1 protein-coding gene and 1 pseudogene are annotated in these 1,058 nt (G+C 68.3%); one reads left to right on the top strand and one right to left on the bottom strand.

From position 1 onward, the window contains the following. Positions 1-755, top strand: a pseudogene (locus tag B2W70_RS15260) (patatin); the annotation flags it as partial. A gap of 27 nt (positions 756-782) precedes the next feature. Here the strand turns inward: B2W70_RS15260 and B2W70_RS15255 are convergent. Continuing rightward, positions 783-1,058, bottom strand: a 276-nt coding sequence (locus tag B2W70_RS15255) for a CheB methylesterase domain-containing protein (protein ID WP_286746947.1), incomplete at its 5' end; no start/stop codon positions are given.

Raw genomic sequence — 1,058 nt, 5'->3', positions numbered from 1 at the left:
TGCCCGAAGAGACCCCCGATGCCGAGGTCAACCGCCGCATCATCGGCGCCAACCTGGACCTGGGCATGAACTGGCGCGAGCTGGGCGAGATCCGCCTGGGTGTGGTCAACGAGGCCTGGCACGACGACCCCACGCTCGTGAGCAGCCGCCTGGAGGCGCTGCGCGGTGTTCGCCCGGCGCAGACCGAGCGCTGGTACGAGCGCGGCCTGCGACTGAAGGTGATCTTCGATCAGCTCGACCACGCTTTCTTCCCCATGCGGGGTTGGCGCGTCGAAGGGCAGTGGATGCAAGGGCACCGCGACAGCCGCGACCACCGCTTCCAGGACGGGTTCATCCGCCGGGTTGACCTTCAGGGCCAGTGGGCCACGTCATGGGGCGTGCACACTTTCAGCGCCTTGGGGCGCTTCAACCTGTCTGACGGCGTGGAGTCGCTGGTGCCTCGCAATGGCCTGGGTGGCTTTCAGCAGCTCTCGGGCTACGGGCCCTTCCAGGTCAGCGGTCAGCAGGTGGCGCTGGCGCGCATCGGCTACCAGGTCAAGCTCGTGCCATCGCCGCTCACCAGTGGCACCTTCATGGGCGTCAGCCTGGAGAGCGGCCGCGCATGGGACCGCCGAGATGCGTACGCCGCAGGGGTTCACCGCCAAGGCATGAGCCTGTACCTGGGCGCCGACACGGCGATCGGGCCGATCTACGCGGCACTGCTGCACAGCCCGCGCATCGGCCCGACGGTGATGCTGTTTGTCGGCCGGCCTTGACGGCGCGGGCCAGTTGCCTCGCTCGCTTCAGACCCGGCTGAGTGCCTGGCCCACGGTGGCTCGCAAGTGGTCGAGCACGTGGCCCGAGATCTTGCCCAGGGGCAACACCTCTTGCACGGCGCCGGCGTTGATGGCTTCACGGGGCATGCCGAAAACCACGCAGCTGGCCTCGTCCTGGGCCACGCAATAAGCGCCTGCGTCCTTCATCTCGCGCATGGCCTTGGCACCGTCGGCGCCCATGCCCGTGAGCATGATGCCGATGGCGTTGGGCCCCACCACGCGAGCCGCCGACTTGAACAGCAC

This window comes from Aquabacterium sp. UBA2148 (assembly GCF_002328915.1).
GTDB classification, from domain to species: domain Bacteria; phylum Pseudomonadota; class Gammaproteobacteria; order Burkholderiales; family Burkholderiaceae_C; genus Aquabacterium; species Aquabacterium parvum.
Note: the sequence above shows the minus strand (reverse complement) of the source record. Positions and strands in the feature narration are given on the sequence as shown.